This window comes from Mesocryomonas lacus (assembly GCF_055730135.2).
Genome location: NZ_JBUZWE020000004.1, coordinates 82481 through 103759 on the forward strand (window position 1 = coordinate 82481; position 21279 = coordinate 103759).

General features: G+C 67.7%; 19 protein-coding genes. 10 read left to right on the forward strand and 9 right to left on the reverse strand.

What is annotated here, in order from left to right; all coding sequences use genetic code 11:
* Positions 1-31 precede the first annotated feature (31 nt).
* Positions 32-745: a L,D-transpeptidase gene (locus ACZLZY_RS07720; protein ID WP_472933652.1), complete on the forward strand. Its 714-nt coding sequence runs from the start codon at positions 32-34 to the stop codon at positions 743-745.
* 249 nt (positions 746-994) lie between these two features.
* On the opposite strand, the gene ACZLZY_RS07725 is transcribed toward ACZLZY_RS07720, so the two are convergent.
* From ACZLZY_RS07725 to bcsA, 5 genes are all read right to left on the reverse strand, one after another.
* Positions 995-1456, reverse strand: coding sequence for a hypothetical protein (locus ACZLZY_RS07725; protein WP_472933653.1), 462 nt, complete (start codon positions 1454-1456; stop codon positions 995-997).
* A 124-nt stretch (positions 1457-1580) separates the two neighbouring features.
* Positions 1581-3653, reverse strand: coding sequence for a tetratricopeptide repeat protein (locus ACZLZY_RS07730; protein ID WP_472933654.1), 2073 nt, complete (start codon positions 3651-3653; stop codon positions 1581-1583).
* A complete protein-coding gene (locus tag ACZLZY_RS07735) occupies positions 3644-4711 on the reverse strand; it encodes a family 8 glycosyl hydrolase (protein ID WP_472933655.1) in 1068 nt (355 codons plus the stop codon). The genes ACZLZY_RS07730 and ACZLZY_RS07735 overlap by 10 nt, the downstream gene beginning before the upstream one ends.
* On the reverse strand, positions 4708-7065 hold the full coding sequence (locus ACZLZY_RS07740; protein ID WP_472933656.1) for a cellulose biosynthesis cyclic di-GMP-binding regulatory protein BcsB: 2358 nt from the start codon (positions 7063-7065) through the stop codon (positions 4708-4710). Before ACZLZY_RS07740 ends, ACZLZY_RS07735 begins: the two co-directional genes overlap by 4 nt.
* Before the next feature lie 14 nt (positions 7066-7079).
* Complete coding sequence (bcsA, locus tag ACZLZY_RS07745) at positions 7080-9293, reverse strand: UDP-forming cellulose synthase catalytic subunit (protein ID WP_472933657.1); 2214 nt, start codon at positions 9291-9293, stop codon at positions 7080-7082.
* A gap of 611 nt (positions 9294-9904) precedes the next feature.
* Between bcsA and ACZLZY_RS07750 the strand changes: the two genes are divergently transcribed.
* The 6 genes from ACZLZY_RS07750 to ACZLZY_RS07775 all read left to right on the forward strand — a co-directional run bounded on the left by ACZLZY_RS07750 (position 9905) and on the right by ACZLZY_RS07775 (position 16003).
* Complete coding sequence (locus tag ACZLZY_RS07750; protein ID WP_472933658.1) at positions 9905-10837, forward strand: LysR family transcriptional regulator; 933 nt, start codon at positions 9905-9907, stop codon at positions 10835-10837.
* 83 nt (positions 10838-10920) lie between these two features.
* Positions 10921-12168, forward strand: a complete 1248-nt coding sequence (locus ACZLZY_RS07755) for a CaiB/BaiF CoA transferase family protein (RefSeq protein ID WP_472933659.1) — start codon at positions 10921-10923, stop codon at positions 12166-12168.
* Complete coding sequence (locus ACZLZY_RS07760) at positions 12165-13094, forward strand: hydroxymethylglutaryl-CoA lyase (RefSeq protein WP_472933660.1); 930 nt, start codon at positions 12165-12167, stop codon at positions 13092-13094. The genes ACZLZY_RS07755 and ACZLZY_RS07760 overlap by 4 nt, the downstream gene beginning before the upstream one ends.
* A gap of 187 nt (positions 13095-13281) precedes the next feature.
* Positions 13282-14124: an ABC transporter ATP-binding protein gene (locus ACZLZY_RS07765; protein WP_472933903.1), complete on the forward strand. Its 843-nt coding sequence runs from the start codon at positions 13282-13284 to the stop codon at positions 14122-14124.
* Entirely contained in the window at positions 14121-14909 is a 789-nt protein-coding gene (locus ACZLZY_RS07770; RefSeq protein ID WP_472933661.1) for an ABC transporter permease, read from the forward strand. Before ACZLZY_RS07765 ends, ACZLZY_RS07770 begins: the two co-directional genes overlap by 4 nt.
* A gap of 53 nt (positions 14910-14962) precedes the next feature.
* Complete coding sequence (locus ACZLZY_RS07775) at positions 14963-16003, forward strand: ABC transporter substrate-binding protein (protein WP_472933662.1); 1041 nt, start codon at positions 14963-14965, stop codon at positions 16001-16003.
* A gap of 126 nt (positions 16004-16129) precedes the next feature.
* Here ACZLZY_RS07775 and ACZLZY_RS07780 read toward each other — a convergent pair whose 3' ends face one another.
* Positions 16130-16309: a DUF2934 domain-containing protein gene (locus ACZLZY_RS07780; RefSeq protein WP_472933663.1), complete on the reverse strand. Its 180-nt coding sequence runs from the start codon at positions 16307-16309 to the stop codon at positions 16130-16132.
* Between the two features lie 90 nt (positions 16310-16399).
* Between ACZLZY_RS07780 and ACZLZY_RS07785 the strand changes: the two genes are divergently transcribed.
* A complete protein-coding gene (locus ACZLZY_RS07785; protein ID WP_472933664.1) occupies positions 16400-16594 on the forward strand; it encodes a hypothetical protein in 195 nt (64 codons plus the stop codon).
* A 144-nt stretch (positions 16595-16738) separates the two neighbouring features.
* Here the strand turns inward: ACZLZY_RS07785 and ACZLZY_RS07790 are convergent, their stop codons facing one another.
* From ACZLZY_RS07790 to ACZLZY_RS07800, 3 genes are all read right to left on the reverse strand, one after another.
* Complete coding sequence (locus ACZLZY_RS07790; RefSeq protein ID WP_472933665.1) at positions 16739-17068, reverse strand: hypothetical protein; 330 nt, start codon at positions 17066-17068, stop codon at positions 16739-16741.
* A 3-nt stretch (positions 17069-17071) separates the two neighbouring features.
* Positions 17072-17326, reverse strand: a complete 255-nt coding sequence (locus ACZLZY_RS07795; protein ID WP_472933666.1) for a hypothetical protein — start codon at positions 17324-17326, stop codon at positions 17072-17074.
* 93 nt (positions 17327-17419) lie between these two features.
* Positions 17420-17914, reverse strand: a complete 495-nt coding sequence (locus ACZLZY_RS07800) for a DUF3597 domain-containing protein (RefSeq protein ID WP_472933667.1) — start codon at positions 17912-17914, stop codon at positions 17420-17422.
* A gap of 323 nt (positions 17915-18237) precedes the next feature.
* Here ACZLZY_RS07800 and bluB point away from each other — a divergent pair, with 323 nt between their 5' ends.
* Together bluB and ACZLZY_RS07810 are read left to right on the forward strand one after the other, a co-directional pair.
* Positions 18238-18885, forward strand: coding sequence for a 5,6-dimethylbenzimidazole synthase (gene bluB, locus ACZLZY_RS07805; RefSeq protein ID WP_472933668.1), 648 nt, complete (start codon positions 18238-18240; stop codon positions 18883-18885).
* A gap of 286 nt (positions 18886-19171) precedes the next feature.
* Entirely contained in the window at positions 19172-21277 is a 2106-nt protein-coding gene (locus ACZLZY_RS07810; RefSeq protein ID WP_472933669.1) for a GumC family protein, read from the forward strand.
* Positions 21278-21279: the final 2 nt, after the last annotated feature.

A 21279-nucleotide genomic window follows, 5' to 3' on the forward strand; every position in this document is an offset into this window, starting at 1 on the left:
GTCCTTTTCCTCCCCTTCCCCAGGACTGTCGATGCCGTCTTCCTCTGCCCTCCGCCGGCTGGCCCGCCGCTGTCGCATTGCCCGCCCGCTGGCGGCGACGCTCGGTCTGTTCCTCTTCCTGCCGGGACCGATGGTTGTGGCGCAGACAGCCCGCGTCGGGGCGGACATCGCGGCGCCCGCGCTGACCGAAGACGGCGGCGTCGCCGTGGGAGATGGCTATGTCGGCTTTCTCCTCCATCCTGGCCGCCGCAATGGAGCTGCCGCGGGGGACCGTGCGCCGGAAATGCCGGCATCCTCGGTGTCCGGCGTAACGTCGCGGCAGCGCGTGGCCTACGATACCCGCGAGCCGGCGGGAACGGTGCTGATCGACACCGCGGCGCGCCGGCTTTATTTCGTCGAGGGCGGCGGTTGGGCGCAGTCCTATGCCGTCGGCGTTGGCCGCGAAGGCTTCGGCTGGCGTGGAACGGAGAAGGTCAGCGCCAAGCGGCCATGGCCGGAATGGCGCCCGCCGGCGGACATGCTGGCCCGCCGTCCCGACTTGCCACGGCACATGGCCGGCGGCCCGGCCAATCCGCTCGGCGCCCGTGCGCTATATCTCGGAAGCACCCTCTATCGCATTCACGGCTCCAACGAGCCGGAATCGGTCGGACAGGCCAGCTCTTCCGGCTGCTTCCGCATGACCAATACCGACGTCATCGATCTCTATGCGAGGGTCGGGATCGGCGCGAAGGTCGTCGTCTTCTGACGAGAGAGGGGTATCCGACCGGCCGTCGCATGGCGGCGGCGTTACAGCGGGGGTGCCGCTCGGATCGGGGGAACGGCCAGTCCAGAGCGCTCAGCACCCCGGCGTCACCCGCGGCTTTCGCGGACACCATGCGGTCTGCGAGATGAACCGACTTCCTCGCGGGGAAGACGCAGTGGCCGCGGGCCGGCTGCAGCCAGCCGGCCATGATGTCAGAGGCGCGCTTCTGCGTCCTTCCGGACGGCGAGCCCCTTAGTTCTGCGGACGCTGCTTGGTGGCGTCGATTTCGGTCTTCTTGCCCGTGGTGACTTCCGTGATCTCCGCCGAGGCCGAGATGGCGCGGTCGAAGGCGTCGGTCATGGCCGCCATCGCCTCGACCGAGCTGTTCTGCAGGCCGCCGCCAGCCGCCCATTCGAAGTTCCAGACGCCGGAAAGGCCGTCCTTGCCGGCAACGTCGTGGGTTTCGATCGCGGTGAAGACGTCGCTGTGGCGGGTCATGTAGGACGCTGCTGCGGAGACATCGGACGGGACGTTGCCGCTGGCGTTGGCGAGCCGCGTCAACTCGCCCGCGTTGATCGCGGATTTGCCGCTCTGCTTCATGTAGTCGACCAGAATCTGGCTGGACTTCGCCGCGTTCAGATTTTGCTCGAACGCCGAAGCGGCGGCGTTCCGGGGAGAGGTCGTCGCAACGGCAGCTGGCGGCGTGATCGACATGGGGCTCTTTCTTCCTGTGCAAAGACACGCAACGATTTATCAACCAATCGCGTGACGCCCGTGTGAAGTGGCTGCCACCAGCGAACGGCTCTTCCGTCAGCCGGCTGATGTTTTATTCTCCGCTCTAGCATTTCGACCAAACTTTGCATTTGTTCTCGCTGTCGGACCACATCCGGTACTGCGAATTGCTGGTCGCGCCGATGCCGAAGCGGGTATCCTTGGTGGAGCGCTGCTTGTCCTGGGCGAGGAAGACCTTTCGCGCTTCCGTCCAGCGGCCGAGCCGGTGATTGGCCCAGCCGCGCAGGAGCTCGGCGCCATATTCCTTGCCGCTGCGGGCCTCCCGCTGGTCGAGCGCCTGCAGCGTGCCCTGGAAGTCGCCCTCTTGGTAGAGACGGTTGGCCTCCGCCATCAGCGGGTCGCCGGACCCGCCCCGTTCCTTGCCGCTGCCGCGACCGTTCGCGGCGGAAGACCGCCCCCCCTTCGCCCCGGATGCCGTCCGCGAGGCTTGCCTGACGGCGTCCTTGAACTCGGCGACGGCCGGGAAGTCCGCCGCGTACGCGGCCTTGATCTTCTTCAGTTCGCTTGGCTGCTTCAGCCGCGTCGCGACGACGGCAAGGCCGATCACGGCTTCCTCCGTCGGTTTCCAGTCGACCGAGCGCTGGAACCATTCCCGGGCGCCTTGATAGTCCTTGGCATAGACGAGATGCCAGCCGAGCGACTGTGCCCCCAAGGGCGATCGCAGGTCCTCGACGATCGTCTCGAAGCGCGCCACCGCCGCGTCCGGCATCTTCTTCGCGCCGTCGTCGGCCGTCAGGTCGTCGGACACCATCTCGACGTAGATCTTGGCGATCTCGGGCGAGTTTCTGTAGTTCTCTGCCGCGATGTCCTGCGCCTCGGCAACGTGGTCGCCATTGCGCAGCGCAAGAATGTAGCCTTCGGTCAGCTTGGCGTCGCCACCTGCCGCCATGCCGGCCTGGAACCACTCCGCCGCCCGCTGCCAGTTCTCCTGCCCGAAGAGGTACCAGCCGATCAGTCCCATGTCGGACGCCGAGCGGGAGCGGCGGACATAGTCGGCATAGGCTAGCAGTTCCTCGGTGGGCGGAAGCTGCGCCGTCTTGCCGGAGCTGATCTCCCCCATGCGCTGGCGCAGGCTGTCGAAGCGCAGGCTGTCGAACTCGCCTTGGCCGTTCGGCAGAACCCGCGAATAGGACAGGAGCGCGGTGACGCCTTCCGCCGGCAGCAAGGCGCTGGCCTTTTGGAACGTGGCGAGGCGCTCCGGCGCGCCGTCGCAATTGGCCAGAACATAGGCGTAGAGATCGTAGGCGCGGGCCATGTCGGACATCCGCGCGAAGCTTTCGCCGACGGTCCAGAGAACGTCGATGCTGCTGCAGACGAGAAGGCTCGGACGCGACTGCGCCACCGCGATCGCCCCCGTCCAGTCGCCGGCGGCGGCAGCGCGCGCCACCGCCTGACGGGCCTTGCCGTCCGCGAGCTTCTGCGCGAGGTCGTCGGTCGGCGCCCAACCAGGCTTTTCCGTCTTGATCCGCTCGATCTCGGCCTCGATCGCAGCAAACTCGCCCTTGGCGAACAGCGCCCACAAGGGCTGCTCGTCGGCGCCGCCGCGCGGGGCGAAGAGATCGCTCGGCGGGGCCCAGTTCGGGTAGAGGGTCTTCAGCCGCCGGATTTCGGCGCCGACCCGAACGAGATCGCGCTGCGCGGCGTAATAGCGAAGCGCGGTATCGTCGGCATCATTGGCCGAGGCGGCGGCGGGAGCGTCCCCGGCGCCGCCGCTGGTGGCGGGCGTTGTCGCCGCGCGGACCGGAGCGAAGGGGTTGGCCATGGGCGTTGCGGCGGCCGGCGGGGGCGCGGTGCCGATGGCAAAGCCCTTCGCCACGGGGACCGGTGCCGGCGCGATGGCGACGGGCGTTGGGAGACCAGGGCTCGGCGCAGCCCCGAGGCCGGGTGCCGGCAAGAAGGCGGCGGCGCCGGGCGCCGGCGCGGCGCCGAAAGCCAGCGCCGCGGCATCGGACTGCGCGGCCGGCGCGGCAACGGCAACGGGCGGCAGCGGCGGCGCGCTGAAGGGATCCGACAGGGCGAGCCCCGCGATCTGGCTGTTGCTCCCGGCCTGCTGCGCCGTGGCGACCGAGACGCCGATGGCGGCGATCGAGGCGAGAAGAAGCGTCTTCCTCACAAACATTGCGGATACCTTTCCGAAAGCGCCATCAGGCTGAGGATGTGGAGAGTGCTGGGATAGTAGCTGGTCGGCACGAAGGCCGCGGCGGCGGCCGCATGCGCCTTTCGCTTCAGGCTGCAGGCCATCAGGTCGGCGATGGCGAGATAGCCGGGTCCAGCCATCGGGTTGACGGTCTCGCCATTGGCGACGTCGACGACGCGCGGGGCGATCGTGCCGGTCGCCGTCCAGGCGTCGGCGAAGGGCATCAGCAAGGCGTCGTCAACGCGTGAAGTCCAGGCGAGGTAGAGCGGCACGCGCACCGCGTTGTAGGCATACTGGGCGGGGAAGTTCTTCGCCGGCGCCGCGGTGCCGCCGCCAAGCGCGATCCAGTCGCTCGGCAAGGCCGCCGGACCGAAACGGGCGGCTTTCGTGAGGGCGAGGCCACTCTCCAGGAGTTTGGCCTTCGCGAGTTTCGGCGAGATGGCGCTGAGTTCCTCGATCGCCGGAAACACCCAATAGGACAGATTGACCACCGGGCCGTCCGGCTGCGCGGCCGCGTCGAAGCCTGCCACGGCCGGCAAAAGGATCTTGCCGTAGCGGCTGTCGATGACCGCGAGGTCGACGACATCGTCGACGATCGAGCGGGCCTCGCGCCGAAAGGCGCTGACGCCCCACCGTTCCGAGGCGCGCAGCAGCGCCCAGGCGATCAGAAGGTCGCCGTCCGTCGCGTCGTTCCTGTCGGTGACATGCGGAGAGGCGTTGGGATCCCAGCGCCAGGCGGCCAGCGCATCGTCGCGCACCAAGAGTTCCGACTCGGTCCACTTCCAGATCCGGTCGAACGACGGGCGGTCGCCTGCGGCCGCGGCGAAGAGGAGTCCGTAGCCTTGTCCCTCGCTGTGGCTGATCATGCCATTGTCGTCGTCGGTGATGCGGCCCTCCGCGGTGACGAACTTGGCGCGGTAGAGCTCCCAGGAGCCGACGACATAGTCCTCCGGCTGCACCGCCAGCGGTGCGTCGTTCGCCGATGCCGGCCCTCCAAGGACCAGAAGCACGGTCGCCATTGCCGCAATCAACGCCCTCACCGGCGCTTCTCGCCGATGTTGCGCAGGAACAGGTTGGTGGTCAGCCCGAGCGCCAGGCACGCGAGCAGCAGCGCCACGATGTAGCTTTCGGAATGGCGCGAGAACCAGCCGGCGATGACGAGGCGACCATTGGCGAGCGAGGTCGCCTGGGTCTCGAACAGCTCTTCGTCGCGGGCGGCAACGCTCGTCATGACCTTGCCTTCGCCGCTCATGCTGGTCACGGCGCCGGCCAGCCGATCCCAGCGGCCCGTCGACGTCAGCAAGCCGACATCCTCCGACAGGGTCGCCGCATCCCGGGCCGCGACGACCGTCCAGGCGGCACCCCGCTGCTCCGGCGCCGATCCCTGGGCGACCACCAGCGACGTGTCCGCGGCCGGCTGGAAGAAGTTTGCGGGATCGCCGGTGTCGGAGCCCGGGTTCTGCTGGAAGCCGATCAAGTCGAAGAAGCCGTCGGCCGCAGCCGATCCCATCGACATCAGCGTGTCGGCGAGACCTTCGCTCCCGGAGGAGGCTGGGAGGAAACGATCGAATTTAGTCTCGTCGGAGGGCGCAGGGGAGGCTCCGCGCGCCGCCGGCTCATCGGCGCCGCCTTTGAACAGGAGCTTCCAGCCGTTGCCGGCCTCCGCTGCATCCGCGGGAGAAACAAGAAGGCCATCGCGCGCAGCCTTCCTTTCGAGGCCGGCGGGCGCCAGGCGAACGGTCTGCAGCAATTCCCGCGGCAGGCCGGCAAAGGTACCGAAAGCGACGAGATTGCCGGTCGCCTCGCGCGGCATCGCGGTGAGGACATGCGTGTCGAAGGTCTTGCCGGACGAAGCGGAGAGCTTGGCGGTGAAGGTCGCCGCTGTGCCGAGGCTTTGAGGCGAGAGGTCTCCGACGAGCAGCGACAGATCGGACGATCCGTTGCTGCCGCCCATCGCCATCGCGGCGAGATCCGGGGTGTGGCCGACCCGCGCGAGCACGGGCAAGGTCAGCGCGGAGGTGCCGGAGACGAACAGCCGTGTCGGCGGGTTCGCCTGTGCCGCCGGGTCGCAGGCGGCATCGCTTTCGTTCGAGACGATTGCTTCAAACGTCAGCACGTTGCTGCCCGGCTGCAGGGCGCCAAGCGGCAGCCGCATCTTCTGTCGATCGATGAGGCCGCGCTTGCTCGAGCTCAGCGGAATAGTGGAGATGACGCGGTCATTGGCCCGGATCACCAGCTGCGCATGCCGGTCGAGACCGGCGGCATAGCTCGCATCCAGCGTCAGGCTGCCCTCGGCATAATCGGCCGGGTAGAAATCCGCCGGGAGCCGGAAGCGCACGCTGTCGCGGAAGAACCGGCCGGCGAACTGCCGGTCGGCAAGGCCGAGATCGTGCAGTGTCACCACCTCCCCGCCGGTGAGCAGCCGTCCGCCGGCATCGCGCAGCGCCTGCAGGCCTTCGGGCGTGCCGACCGGCGCGTGGCTTTGCGAGGCGGCCGCAAGACCTGCGACGCCCCGGTCGATCTCGTCCGGGCTGGTGCCGGTGACGATCAGGCGGGGGGGGCCCCCGGCGGCCCCCGGCTCGAAGCTGACGGCCGGAATGGTGGTGTTGCCGACAGGGCGGTTGGCGTCGATGCCGACCTCGACAGCGAGCGCCGCGCCGTCGGCGCTTGTCCCGAAATCGACCGAGGGGTGGCGGAAGCCGCCGAGCAGCACGGCCGACTGGACCGCCGACAAGGTCCGCTCGATATCCTTCGACGTCGCACCTTCCGGCAGCACGCCGTGGATCCGCGTGACGCCGTCGGTATCGAGCCGAGCGAGGGCGGGGAAGTCCTCGATCGCCGAGACCGGCCCGATGTCGCCGTCGAACTGGAGGCCGCTCTGCGCCGGGTCGATCGCCGTCCAAAGCTCATAGGTGCCAGCGATGGAGCAGTCGACGCGGTGATGCTGATCGACGACGATGCGGACCTGGTTGAAGCCGGGCTGCAAGGTGCCGGGCGAGAGGTCGGCCGTCAGGCTGCGGACGCCGCCGAGCCCCAGGCGGGTCTCGGCCACCGGGCGATCGTTGACAAAGACCTGCAGCGACGAGGACTCCGGCATGATCGACACCGTGCTCTGGTACGACAGAGAGAGCTTCGACGCTTTCGTGGTCTCGCCGGGCCGCACGAAGACCGCAAACTGGCGTGTCGCATTCTCGCCGGTGATCATCAGCTGTTCGGCACTGCTGGACAGCGTTGCCAGCCGCCTGGTCGCCACCGGCGCGGCGGGGGTGACGGCAGCCGGCCCCGCGATGGCGAACGGCGCGCCGGCCTCGGCGTTCGAGAGGGTCACCGCCGTCAGGGCGACAAGCGACAGACCGGCCAGGCTCTTGCTCAAGTACGAAGAATAACGGGACATCTCACTCTCCAAGGTCAGGCAAGCGGCGTGGCGAGCGGGTTCTTGCCCGGCTCCAGCTTTTCGGGCGCGACGGGATCGGCGTCCTGCGCCGGGACATCGCGGTCGAAGATCAGGTGATGGGTGGCGACCAGCGGGTAGAGAAGGCTCCATTTCAGCAAGCCAAGGGTTCCCGCGATGATGCCTTGCCGCCGCTGGCGGGCCGAGCGCTGCGCCCGGACCGCGCCGATGTCGGCCAGCATCAGTTCGGCAATGATCGGATAGTGCTCCGCTTGCGCATCGAAGCGCAGGCCGATGACGCCGTCGCCGGCACTGTCCTGGACCGTTACCGGAATGCTGCCGAAGACACCGCCGTCGCGCGCCGACAGCACCATCAGGCTTTGCTGCGAGCCGCCGAAGGGGACCGCCATTCCGGGCGCTGCGACGACCTTGGCACCGCCGAGCGAGATGTCGTCGACGAGGACCGGCGTCTCGACGCCGTCGATCATCAGCACGGCGTCGCGCAGGCAGACGAGGCGGGGCGACGTCCGGCGCTCGCGGCGTTCCGTGACGACGCCGAGCGCGGCGGCGGCAACGAACAGGTTCAAGACGTTCCAGGCACCGACCACGAGCAGCAGGCCGCCGACCTGTGGCTCCGTGTTGTAGCGGTAGACGGTAACGCCGAGCGCGAAGAGCAGTACGCCGACGATCGCGAAATAGGGCCAGGCAAGCTCGGAGAGCCGCGTTTCCTGCAGCGTCTCACCCTTGGCCGTCACGGTGAAGGTCGGGCGGCGCGGGTTGATCAGCACGCTGATGATCGCCCGGAACAGGTAGACCGACTGGACGTACTCGTAGACCTCGGACACCCAGGGCCAGCGCACCTGTCCGAAGAGGTAGTTGCGCAGGATCTCGCCGATGACGAGGTAGGTGATGGTGTAGGCGACGAACTCTTCGACCGAGGCGTCGTAGATCTTGAGGTTGAAGAGGATGAACAGGAGCGGCGCCGCCATGAACACCATGCGCATGAACGGGAAGAACCAGAACAGCGCGCTGGAGAGGTAGCAGATGCGCTGCGGCAGGCTGAGACCCTTGCGCAGCAGCGGGTTTTTCAAGAGCAGGATCTGGATCATGCCGCGACACCAGCGGGAGCGCTGGCCTATGAAGCTGGAGAAGGTATCGGGCTGCAGGCCGGAGATCATCGGGCGGTTGACGTAGAGGCTCTTCCAGCCGCGCGAATGCAGGTCGAGCGCGGTCTCGCAGTCCTCGGTGATCGAGACGCCGGAGAAGCCCCCGACCTCTTCCAGCGCGGCACGGCGCAGCACCGCCGCCGAACCGCAGAAGAAGGCGGCGTTCCACTTGTCCAGGCCCTTCTGGATGGTGCCGTAGAACATCTCGTTCTCCGACGGCATCCGGTCGAACGTGCCGAGGTTGCGCTCGAGCGGATCGGGGTTGGAGAAGAAGTGCGGCGTCTGGACGAGGAAGAGCTTCGCCTCGTCGACGAAGTAGCCGACGGTCTCGCGCAGGAATTCGCGGGCCGGCGCATGGTCGGCGTCGAACACGACGACGAGGTCGCCGCTGGTGCCCGACAGCCCGCTGTTGAGGTTGCCGGCCTTGGCGCGCAAGTTGGCGGCGCGGGTCCGGTAGTGCACGCCGAGCTGGCGGCAGAGCTCGGTCAGCTCGGCGCGGCGGCGGTGGGCGGCACCGGACACCGCCGGATCGCGCGAATTGCGCTTCTGGTCGGTGCCGCCATCGTCGAGCAGATAGACGTTGAACTTGTCCGCCGGGTAATCCAGCGCCTTGGCGGAGGCGAGCGTCAGCGACAGGATGTCGGCGCCCTCGTTATAGGAAGGAACGAAGATGTCGACGGTCGGCAGCTCGTCGTCGCTCAGCTGCCGGGCGCGCGGCCGCTCGATCGGATCGGCGATGACGAAGAGGCTCATCGCCAGCATCAGCAGGCAGTACATCTCCGCGACGTAGAGGAGGACCGCCGGGACGAAGTAGAGCAGGTGGTCCGGCGACGGCAAGGTCGACGTCGTCCGCCAGTAGGCGTAGCGCAGGATCACCGCGGTTGCCGTCGCCAGGAAGACATAGCGCCAGGGCCCGCGCAGCCGGAGGAGATAGATCGTCAGACAGATGGCAATAGCGGAAAGCGCGATGCCGAGCTGCGCCTGAACACTGACCGGCTGCGTGATCAGCAACAGGCCGACGAGGGCCGAAGCAAGCCATAGAATTCCGAGCAGCACGACGCGCATGTCATCCACCTCATCAAGATTGCAGCTTTTTCCCGCGGCCTCGAAAGGTCCGTTCGGTATCTGGCTACTGAGCATCTTGGATCGCTATCAGGCAAATGAAAACGCGTTATCTTCTTCCCAAACTCGGCCGAAGGTTAATGTCTTAAGGTCATTCAAATTTTATGCTCGGTCATCGACTGCGTTAGAATATTGTATTTTGATACGTAGGCCTTTGTATTTTTACTCTAGATTTTTAATGATTACGAAGTCCGTGGTTTATATTTACTCCCACCTCGCGAAACCATTGAGCAATACACCTTCTCGTTTGTGCGGAAGCACCAGAAGCCGATACTGCGCGGATGGATACGGAAGCGGAGACGGGAGGCGGCTTGTCGATCAGAGGACCAAGGCCGATGTCTTCTGGTCGCCGCCCTGCCGCGCGACCGGGCCTGCGCCGACGCCGCAGCAGGCCGGCCTCCGGCGCCATCTGGCCGGCGGCAAGCCAGTTCGCGCGCTTCGCCGAAAGGGCCGGCTCCCTTCCTCCCCGATGCGCGGATCGGCGTTCGCCCCTTGCTCTCGCCGTCCGCGCGACGCACAAGCAGGGAGCACCGAGTATGGCCTGTGAACCGCCCATGATCTCATCCTCCCTGGCTCGCCGGATCGATCTCGTCACGCTGCAGCTCTTCGTGACGGTCTGCGAGGAGGAGCACCTGACGCGGGCCGCCGACCGCGCCGGCATCGCCCCGTCGGCGCTTTCCAAGCGCGTGGCGGAGCTCGAGGCGACGCTCGGGAGCGAACTCTTCCAGCGCCATGCCCGCGGCATGACGGTGACGGCGTCGGGCGAGACCTTGCTGCACCATGCGCGCTCGATCCTGCGCTCGGTCGACAAGATGGCGGCAGAACTGGCCGACCATGCACAAGGCCTCCTCGGCCATGTCCGCATCCTCGCCAACATCTCGTCGATCGTGCAGTTTCTGCCCGAGGACCTCTCCGACTTCTACCAGGCGAACGGGCGCGTGCGCATCGAGTTGGAAGAGCGCACCAGCTACGCCGTGGTGAAGGGCATCGAGGAGGGCGTGGGCGACATCGGCCTCTGCGTCTCCACCGTCGACAGCCGCGACCTGGTGGCGGCTCCCTACCGGCGCGATAGGCTGGTGCTGGCCGTCCGGCGCGACCATCCGCTCGCCGGCCGCGCCCGCGTCGGCTTTCTCGAGACGCTCGACTACGAGCACATCGGCCTGCACCAGGACAGCGCGATCTACCGCCGCTCGGCCGTCGAGGCGGCGCATGCCGGGCGGGACGTGAAGCTGCGCATCCACGTGCCTGGGTTCGACGCCGTCCTGCGCATGGTGGAGAGCGGCCTCGGCGTCGGACTCATTCCGGACCGGGCCTTCGCCGTGGTGGCCCGGGGCATGGACCTCGTGGCGATCCCGCTGTCCGACCCCTGGACGTCGCGCGAGCTGAAGCTCGTCTCGCGCGATCCCGCCGGCCTGCCGGAGGCGACGCGCCTCCTGCGCGCGCACCTTATCCAGCGCGGCAGTTCGCAGGCCGCGAACGACGGTTGACCGGAGACGACTGGACCCCTCCCCCGCTCCGCGCGGAAGATGACGCTCACCATGCCGACCGGGTGCGACGGGAGAGAGCAGCCATGACCGCATCGAACCATGAGAGCACGCCGTCCACGGCGGCAACCGGCCCCCTTGCGGGGCTGAAGATCCTGGAACTCGGCCATTTCGTCGCCGCCCCCTTCGCGACGCGGCTGCTGGCCGACCTCGGCGCCGACGTCATCAAGATCGAGCCGCCGGGTGGCGACCCGGTCCGGCAATGGGGCGAGCAAGCCAACGGCCAGTCGCCCTGGTGGTCGATGCACGCGCGCAACAAGCGGTGCCTGTCGCTGGACCTCAAGCATCCCGGCGCGCGCAGCGTCGTCCTCCGGCTTGCGGGCAGCGCGGACGCGCTGGTCGAGAATTTCCGGCCGGGGCAACTCGACCGGCTGGGCCTTGGCGAGGCGGTCCTGCGCGAAGCCCGTCCGAACCTCGTGATCGCCCGCATCTCCGGCTTCGGCCAGGACGGCCCCTATCGCGACCGTGCCTCTTTCGGGGTCATCGGCGAGGCGATGGGCGGGCTGCGCTACCTCACCAACCATCCGCCGGAGGAGACCGACCTGCCGCCGTCCCGCGTCGGCATCTCGATAGGCGACTCGATCGCCGGCCTCTATGCCGCTTTCGGGGTCATGGCCGCGCTCTGGCAGCGCGACCGCGCCGGCGGGGCGCCGGGCCCGTTCACGCTCGACGTCGCGCTGACCGAAGCGATGCTCTCGATGATGGAGGGCACGCTGCCCGAATACGGCGTGTTCGGCACGGTGCGCCAGCCGCAGGGGTCGCGGATCAAGACCGCGGCGCCGACCAACGCCTATCCGACGCGCGACGGCAAATGGCTGCTGATCGCGGCGAACTCGGACCCGCTGTTCCGGCGCTTCGCCCGGACGATCGGCCGCCCCGAACTCGCCGACGATCCGGACTTTGCCGGCAATCCCGGTCGCTTGCGGCATGTCGAGCGTCTCGACGGCATCATCGCGGACTGGTCGCGCGGCTTCGATGCCGCCGAGGCCGACCGGATCCTGCGCGAGGCCGACATTCCCTCGACGCTCTGCTTCAATGCCGCCGAGATCGCCAGCGACGAGCAGTACCGCGCGCGCGGCATGGTACGCGAGGTGGAGGACCCGCTGATCGGCAAGGTCCTGCAGGCCGGCATCGTGCCGCACGTTCCCGAGGCGCCCGGCACCGTGCGCTGGACCGGCCCGGCGATCGGCGCACATACCGACGAGGTGCTCGGCGAGGCCGGTTTCGGCGCCAGCGAGATCCAGGAACTGAGAGAGCAAGGCGTGGTGCGATGAACCTTCTCGACCGCAAGACCGACGTGGAGATCGTGGAAGTCGCGCCGCGCGACGGTTTCCAGCCGATCGGCCCGTTCATCGAGACCAGCGTGAAGGTCGACTTTGTCCGGCGCCTCAACGCGGCGGGCTTGCGCCGGATGGAGATCGGGTCCTTCGTCAGCGCTTCGGCCGTGCCGCAGATGGCGGACACGCCGGCGGTGCTCGGCGCGGTGCGCGGCACGGCAAGCCTCCTGCCCCAGCTTCTGGTGCCGACCGAGCGGCGCGGCACGGATGCGCTCGCCGCCGGCGCGCCGATGATCGCCTACGTGCTGTCGGTTTCCGAAGCCCACAACCGCAACAATGTGCGGCGGTCGCCGACCGAGTCCGCGGAGGACTACGAGCGTCTCGCGGCCCGCGTGCCGCCCGAGGTGCCGCTGCGGCTCAGTCTTGCCACCGCCTTCGACTGCCCGTTCGACGGCCGCGTCGATCCGGCGGCGGTGCTGGCGCTTCTCGACCGGCTGGTGCCGGTGAGCCCGGATGCAGAGATCTGCCTCTGCGACACGACGGGACGCGCATCGCCGGACATGATGCGCCGCCTGTTCGGCGAGGCCATGGCCCGCTTTCCCGGCGTCCGGCACTGGGCCATGCATGGCCACGACACCTATGGGCTGGGCCTTGCCAACGTCTTTGCCGCCTATGAGGAAGGCGTGCGCGTCTTCGATGCCGCTGCCGGCGGGCTCGGCGGCTGTCCGTTCGCGCCGGGGGCGACGGGCAATGTCGCGACCGAAGATGTCGCCTGGATGTTCGAACGGATGGGCGTCTCGACGGGGGTCGATATCGAGGCCTTGCGTCGCGTTGCCGAGGACGCTGCCCGGCTGCCGGGCGCCCAGTCCGGCGGACGGGTGCGCGATGCGCTGCGCTCGCGGCCCGAGGCCTGCGCCGCCTGAGCATTCTCCGGTGGGAAACGCGCGTTCCGCCCAAACGCATGTTCCTTAAGCCCGACGATCATCTAGGCTGAACATCTGACGACGTCGGGAGGACGGCGATGAATTATTTCTACGCGTCACGCGCCGGGAGGCCGTGGCATCTCGAAAAATTGCGGAGTTCGGCGGCATGCTGAGCACTGCCGACACTATGCGCGCGCACTCGGCCGCATCCGTGGCGCCGGGCCGGGCGCAGGCGATCGGCCTGTCGCAGGTCGAGATCGCGTTCCGGCTTGCCAATGGCAGCCGCTTCGAGGCCGTCGCCCCGACCGATCTCGAAGTGCGCGAGGGCGAGTTCGTTGCCGTCGTCGGCCCGACCGGCTGCGGCAAGTCCACGCTGCTCAACGCCGCGGCGGGCTTGCTAAAACCCTCCGCCGGCGCCGTGAAAATCTACGGGCAAGGCCTTTCCGGCCTCAACGGCGAGGCCGGCTATCTCTTCCAGCAGGACGCCCTGATGCCCTGGAAGACGGTGCTCGACAATGTGGCGATCCCGCTGACCATCGCGGGGACCGCAAAGCGCGAGGCCGAGGAACGCGCCCGCGAATGGCTGGCCCGCGTCGGCCTCTCGGCTTTCGCCGACCGCTATCCGCACATGCTCTCGGGCGGACAGCGCAAGCGCGTCGGGCTTGCCCAGGTGCTGATCCGCAACCCGCGCATCCTTCTGATGGATGAGCCTTTCGGCCCGCTCGACGCGCAGACGCGCGTCATCATGGGCGGGCTGCTGCTCGACCTCTGGTCGGCGGAGCGCAAGGCGGTGATGTTCGTGACGCACGACCTCGAGGAGGCCATCGCGCTTTCGGACCGCGTCGTCATCATGTCGGCCGGTCCGCGGGCGCGCATCATCGGCGATTACGAGATCCCGATCAGCCGGCCGCGCGAGATCGCCGATGTGCGTCTCGACCCGCTCTTCCACGACATCCACCGCGAGATCTGGAACGCCTTGAAGGAAGAGGTCGTGAAGGGCTATCGCCAGACAAACGGACTGCCGGCATGACGAGGCCGATTCTTCTTCTGCTGCAGATCTCGGTGGGCGTGGCGGTGCTGCTGGTCTGGCACCTGTTCACCGCGACGAGCCTCTTCGGCAACCCTGCCGATGCCCGCTTCTTCTTCGCCACGCCGATCGACGTTGGCGCGCGCATCGTCGAGTGGTTCGTCTCCGGATCGATCTGGTATCATCTTGGCATCACGCTGACGGAGTCGACGCTGGCGTTTGCGATCGGCTCGCTCGGCGGCGTCGCGATCGGCTTCTGGTTCGCCAGAAAGCCGCTCCTCGCGATGGTCTTCGATCCCTATGTGAAAGCAGCGAACGCCTTGCCGCGCGTGGTCCTTGCGCCGATTTTCGCGCTCTGGCTCGGTCTTGGGATCTGGTCGAAGGTCGCGCTCGGCGTCACCCTCGTTTTCTTCATCGTGTTCTTCAACGTCTACCAGGGCGTGAAGGAAGTGAACCAGACAGTGCTGTCGAACGCCCGCATGCTTGGCATGACGGAGCGCCAGCTGCTGCGCCACGTCTATTTGCCCTCCGCCCTGTCCTGGATGTTCTCGTCGCTGCACACGGCGGTTGGCTTTGCCATGGTCGGTGCGGTGGTCGGCGAGTATCTCGGCTCTTCGGCGGGCCTCGGCTACCTCATCCAGCAGGCCGAGGGCGTGTTCGACGTCACCGGCGTCTTTGCCGGCATGTTCGTGCTGATGGGCTTCGTGCTGGTCATCGATGCCCTCGTGACGGTCGTCGAGGACCGGCTGCTGGTCTGGCGCCCGCAGGCGCAGGTGTCGACCAGCTGAGCTATCGCCGTTCGATCCAGAACTAAAACATGGCCTTGGGAGGGGCTTTCAACATGAAACGCAGAGAATTCCTGGCCGCTGGCGCCAGCGCCGCGGCCTTCGCCGCCCTGTCCGCCCGACTGCCTGCCTACGCGCAGGATGCGGGCGCGGCGATCGAAAAGCCCTCGCTGACGCTCGGCGTCGGCGGCAAGCCGCTGCTCTACTATCTGCCGCTGACGATCGCCGAGCGGCGTGGCTTCTTCGAGGAGCAAGGCCTGACGGTCGCGATCAATGATTTCGGCGGCGGGGCGAAATCCCTGCAGGCGCTGGTCGGCGGATCGGTCGATGTCGTCACCGGTGCCTATGAGCACACGCTGCGCATGCAGCACCGCAGCCAGGACATCCGCGCCGTCGCTGACCTTGGCCGCTTTCCCGGCATCACCATCGCCATCCGCAAGGAGCTCGCCGGCGAGATCAAGTCGATCGCCGACTTGAAGGGTCGCGCCATGGGCGTCACGGCGCCGGGCTCTTCCACGGCCCTGATGCTGCAATACGCGCTGGTCAAGGCCGGCCTGAAGCCAGACGACGTCTCGATCGTCGGCATCGGCGGCGGCACCAGCGCGGTGGCGGCGGTCAAGCGCGGGGAGATCGCCGGCCTGTCGCACCTTGATCCTGTGACGTCGCGGCTTGAGGCTGACGGCGCCATCGTGCCGCTCATCGATACGCGGACCGAAGAAGGCACCCGCCAGCTGTTCGGCGGCACCAACCCGGCAGCGACCGTCTACCTCCGCCACGACTTCGTCGAAGCCAATCCGGTGACGACGCAGCGCATCGTCAATGCCTTCCTGAAGTCGCTGGCCTGGCTGCAGTCGGCGACGCCCGACGAGGTCGCGGACACCGTCCCTGAGGACTATCTCTTCGGCGACCGCGAATTCTACAAAACCGCGTTCGAGAAGGCCCGGCCGATGTATTCGCCCGATGGCCTGATCACCGAGGACGGCTTCACCTCCATGCTGGCCATGCTGAAGACGCTGGAGCCTGCCGAGTTCGGCAATGCCGAGTTGACGTTCGCACAGACCTTCGACGACCGCTTTGTGAAGGCGGCGAAAGGTTGAAGGCGAAAGGCCGAAGCACTTTCGCAGCCGCCACCAACCGCGTGAGACCGCCGGCGCCTTGATGGGCACCGGCGGTAAAGCCTTGAACTCCCCTTGCGGGCCGAGCCCTTCAGATCACCGGATGGACTAGCGCCGCTCGCCGCCGGCGGGGTTGCCATCCGAAGTCCTGTGCTGCAGGTCGCTCTCTCCCTCGATCTCCTGCGCGGCATGCGCCCAGAACTCATGCTCACGGCCCTGCGGCCTGCCGGCCTCCTCCCAGAGGTGGTACGCCCTGTCGCGAACTTTCGGGGTGTTATCAATCGTCATCATCACCATCCCAATTACTACGTTCCGACCGGAGCCTTAACCGGCTCGCGGTGTTAAGCTGTTGAATTAGCGCAGCAAGGACGAGCCTCAATGTCGACTGTCAGTTGGAAAGACGTAGCCTCCACCGAGACCCCCGGCCCCGCGAGTTTCGGGGATCTGACCCTCACCATCACCGAGGAAAACATCGCCCAGTGGAAGGACGACCCGGACGGCCGCTTCGCTGTGATGGAGACGCCCGACGGCGTATCTCCTGTCGATCTCGGCAAGTTTTTTCCAAGCCTTTAGAAAACGCTACGACTTCACTATCTTCGCGGCACCGGCACGCCGGACCGCGAGGGAGCATCGGCCTCTGCCAACAAACGGGACCAGCATCATCCCCTTTGGCAAAGGCCAATTCGCCGCGTTGGCTTACCTTGCCAATACAGCCTCTCACGCCGCTATTGCAGAGGGAGTGAGCGCCGCAAACCAGTCGGCATAGGGGGTATTCTTCACCATGTGCCGGTTGTAATCGGGCGCCCCATTCGCCCACCACACCGGCCCACGCTCGCCGAGGGCCGTCTTGGCCTCGTCCACATGCTGGCGCGCAGCAGCAACGGCTGCGGCGTCACCCTTGGCATCCCTAACGGCGCGGCGCGCCTTCATCAGGTCCTTGACCAGATCCTGTCGGTGCTCTGGCGCAAGACCGGGATTGCTGCAGCGCCAGAGCCGGCCGCGGACGACGAAGTATCGCCCGTCCGGCGTGCCGGGATAATCGGGCATCAGTCAGCCCTTTGCCGCGCGGATCGCGGCGATGACAGCCGCGAGCTTGGCTTCGCCGGCGCTCGTGAAGCGAGCCCTCGTGCCATCGATCTCGATAAGGTCAGCGTCTGCGAGTTCGCTCAGGCCGTCGGGATCGGCGACATGACCGTTGCCGTCATCGATGACGACTTGACCGACGGTCTCGCCGCTCGACAGCGCGTGGTAGGCAGCAAAGGTCAGGATCGACAACGCCTTGTCGGAGTGATCAGTCTGGGACATCTCGGTCACTTTCGCGGTGGTTGGGTCGGTTGCGGCATCGGCGGTCGTCGCCGATGCCGGTGTAAGAGGGCCCGCCAAGGCGAGCCCTGAAGCTCAGTCCATCAGGTCGGCGGGCACCTTGCCGCCGTTCTCCGAGAGCTTCTTCATGACCGCCTTCTGCAGCCAGACGTTCATCGTGGCGCTGTCGCCGGTGTCACCGGTGTAGTTCAGCTCCTTCGCCAGCTCCTTGCGAGCGGCGATGTCGCTGTCGAGGCCCAGCGCCTTCAGCGTGTCGACGATCGAGGTGCGCCAGTTCAGCGTCTGGCCGGACTTCTTCACCGCGGCATCCATGATGGCGGCAACGTCGACGTCCGCCGGCACTGCGGCGGGCGCAGAGGCCGCCGGCGTCGAAGGTGCGCCCACGGCGGGTGCGGGCGTCGGGGCAGCTTCGGCAACGACGCTCGTCGGCGCGTTCGGCGACGACGGCGAGACGGCCTGTGTCGGGGCAGGTGCTGCTCCTGCCGTCGGGGGCGTTGCGGCAGCCGGGGTCTCGGCAGCCTCTGCATGGCGGTGAAACAGGGCGTTCTTGATCTTGTCGAAAATGCTCATTTTGAAATGTCCGTCCGTTTGAGGGTGCAGTCTGAACGGCAGCCAACCGCCCCCGTTCCGCCCCATCTCGGCAAAACCGTCGAGACTTAGCCCTGCCGTGCTCCAGTCTCGCGGGCGAGATAGCGACGGCTGACCTGTCCGCCGGGTCGGTCCATCTCCCTGCCTCTTCCGGGACGGCGAGGATCGAGATGACAGCGTGCGGCTTGCCCGGCCGGCGGCCGCAACCAGGCGGATACCAGCGCCCCCGCACCGGATTTCCGCGGGACCCGGGCGGCGAGATATGCTCTGACGGCGCGAGAAGATTTTCTGAGGCGGGCAAAAGCGTGACGGATGACGGTGGACCGATCTTCGACGAGGCGTTCCTTGCGCAGATCGAACTCCTCCTGCGGTGGCGTCGCGACGTCCGTCATTTCCGGCCGGACAAGGTGGCACCGGAGATCCTCGTGCGCCTGCTGGAACTTGCGGATCTCGCGCCCTCGGTCGGCCTCAGCCAGCCTTGGCGCTTTGTGCTGGTGGACGACGCCGCGCGCCGGACCGCCATCCGGGAAAACTTCGAGGCGTGCAACGCCGCCGCGCTGGCCGAGTACGACGGCGGACAGGCAAGCCTCTACGCCCGGCTGAAGCTCGAAGGGCTGAGCCAGGCGCCGTGCCACCTCGCGATCTTCGCCGAGGAAACGACGCGCCAGGGCGCCGGCCTCGGCAAGGCGACCATGCCGGAAACGATCCGCTACTCCGCGGCGATGGCGGCGCATACGCTGTGGCTCGCCGCGCGCGCCGTCGGCATCGGCCTCGGCTGGGTCTCGATCCTCGACCCCCGCGCCGTCGCTGCGACGCTCGACGTGCCAGAAGGCTGGACTCTGATCGGCTATTTCTGCCTCGGTTATCCCCGGCGCCCTGCCGACATTCCCGAACTCGAGACCGAAGGCTGGGAGGCCCGGCAGCCTGTGGCCAGCCGCATTTTCAAACGGTGATTGTCGCTGGGAACTCCCGCCAGCTAGGCCTGGCCCTCGACGAAAGGCCCAAGCTTCGGGGCGCTTCAATGGAGTGGAGGCAGAAGAGGCGACGCCGGTCGACAAATAAGCGCCGGCTACGTCAAACACTCGATCGCAAAGCCTGCTGGGCATGGCGCTCGGCCCGGGTTTGTGCAGAATGTTAACCTAGGGATACTAAGGTCGAGCCTGTTCGTCCTTTTCCGCGGCAGAGGTGTAGCATGGCGTCCGCCCGAAATGCGCCGCGGCGGTTACCGGTCGGAATGTCATGACGCGTTCTGCCCTGACCCAAAGTGAACCGGCGCTTCCGATGTCGGCCTTGCCGCGACCGCGCGAGGCGCCGGACGCCTCCGTCGAGGTCGCCGATATCTGGTGGATCATCTGGCGCCGCCGCCTGCTGGTCGCGGCCGTCGCTGCCGTCCTCGTCGCTCTGGCTGCCGCCTACGGCCTGCTGACGCCGGCGCAGTATTCCGCGCACGGACAGATCCTGATCGACCCGCGCGACCGCGTGGTCGTCGCCAACGACGTCAACCCGGCGGCGATGTCGCCGGATGGCGGCGTGGCGCAGGTCGAGAGCCAGACCAAGGTGCTGGAATCCTCGGGCGTCCTCTTGCGCGCCATCGAGATGCTGAACCTCGAGGAGGACGACGAGTTCGGCGTCCGCCCCAGCACCATCGCCTCGCTCGGCGGCACCCTGCGCAGCCTCCTCGGCCTGCCGCCGGCCGCGGCGCCGAAGGGCGAGGCGAGCGCCATCGTGCTGCGGGCGATCCGCCAGAAGCTCGGCATCCAGCGCGCCGACAAGGTCTTCGTCATCGATGTCGCGATGACCGCCCGCGATCCCGACAAGGCCGCCGAGATCGTCAACGCCATTCTGAAAAGTTACCTCGCGGACCAGGCGCAGGCGCGCACCGACGCAGCGGTCGAGGCATCGCAGTCGCTGACGGGCGGCCTTGAAAGGCAGCGCGACAAGGTGCGCGAGGCGGAAAGCGCGCTCGAGCGCTACAAGGCCGAGAATGGCATCGTCGAGGCGAACAACCTCCTCGTCAGCGACCAGGAACTGGCGCGGCTCGCCTCGCAGCTGAGTGCGGCGGAAGCGAGCACGGCTCTCCTGCGCACGCGCATCCGCCGGTCCAGCGACGATGCGGCGACCGCCGAGGCGATGACCTCGGCGACCATCTCCCAGCTGCGCAGCCAGGAGGCGACGCTGGTGCAGCAGATGTCCGCCTTGCAGCGCCAGTTCGGCCCGCGGCACCCATCGCTGCGCAATGCCGCTTTGCAGCTGTCGGACCTCCGCCAGCTGATCGCCGGCGAGCTGGCGCGGCTGAAGCGGTCGAGCTCGAACGACTATGCGCGGGCGCTCGCCTACGAAAAGTCGCTCGCCGACGCTCTCGCCGCCGCCAAGGTGAAGAAGGCCGAGAGCGACCAGCTGCTGATCGGCATGCGGGCGCTGGAGCGCGACCTCGACGTGAACCGCACGGTCTATGCCTCCTTCTCGCAGCGCGCGCAGGAGACCGGGGACCAGTCCGGCATCGATTCCACCAATGCGCGGGTCATCTCCTGGGCCTTGCCGCCGCTCGACAAGAGCTGGCCGAAAACAACGCTGTTCGTCGTCGCGGCCGCCGCCGCCGGGCTCGGCCTCGGCGTCTTTGCCGCGCTGCTGGCGGAATACCGCGCGCCGACCATCGTCTCGCGCATCGACATGCGCCGCATTTCAGGGGCGTCCGAACTCGGGCTGATCTCGCTCGACCGGGCCCGTCGCCGCCGCTGGTCCTGGCCGCGGTCGCGGGCCCGGCGCTCGTTCCACCGCGAAACGGACGTCGCGATGGCCCGCGCACTGCAGCTGCTGCAAGGCGCGTCCGGCGGCGGCCGCAGCATCTTCCTCACCTCGGGCGACGGCGAGAACGAGGAGCGCGTCACCATCGTGCTGATGCTGGCGACGATCGCGCTGCGGCTGTCGAAGCGCGTGCTGTTCATCGACGGCAGCTCGGTCGAGCTGTCGAACCCGCAATCGCCGGGGCTTCTGGAGATTCTGCGCGGCGAGCAGTCGCTGGCCTCGGCGATCACCATCGACCACGCGACCGGCCTTGCCGTGCTCGGCCGCGGCCAAGGCGTGATCCCCGGCGGCGGCGGCAACGGGTTCGAACGCGTGCTCGCGGAAGCCTGCAGCCGGTTCGACCTCGTGCTCATCGACGGCTGCGTCATCACCGAGGATCTCGGCGCCTTGCCGATCGCCGGCGGCGCCGACGAGGTGGTGTTCGTGGCGCGGCTTGGCGCCACGCGCCGCGAGGAGGTCACGATGGCAGCCGACGTCCTGTCGACGCTCGGCCGGCGGATTTCGGCGACGCTGTTGATCAAGCCGGCGTCGCTCGTCTGAGA